This is a genomic window from Vogesella mureinivorans (assembly GCF_007644035.1).
GTDB lineage: Bacteria > Pseudomonadota > Gammaproteobacteria > Burkholderiales > Chromobacteriaceae > Vogesella > Vogesella mureinivorans.
Genome location: NZ_VMTV02000779.1, coordinates 1 through 267, shown reverse-complemented (window position 1 = coordinate 267; position 267 = coordinate 1). Strand labels below are relative to the sequence as shown.

Genomic DNA, 267 nt, shown 5'->3' with positions numbered 1-267 from the left:
GCCCTTGTTCAGTCCAGCGTGGACGCGGCGGCGCAGCTCCACGCTTTGCAACCAGTCCAGGATGAACAGCGTGCGTTCGATGCGCCCCAGCTCGCGCAGGGCGATGGCTAAGCCGTTCTGGCGCGGATAGCTGCCGAGTTTCCGAAGCATCAGCGAGGCTGTCACCGTGCCCTGCTTGATCGAGGTCGCCAGCCGCAGAATTTCATCCCAGTGGGCACGAATAGCCTTGATGTTCAGCCTGTCGCTGCTAATCATCGGTTTGAGCGC

Annotated in this window: 1 protein-coding gene; it reads right to left on the bottom strand. The window is 61.8% G+C overall.

Features of this window, described 5'->3' with window-relative positions:
• Positions 1 to 267 (bottom strand): Tn3 family transposase (locus FLQ44_RS18185; protein WP_147695491.1); only part of this gene is annotated, 267 nt, incomplete at both ends.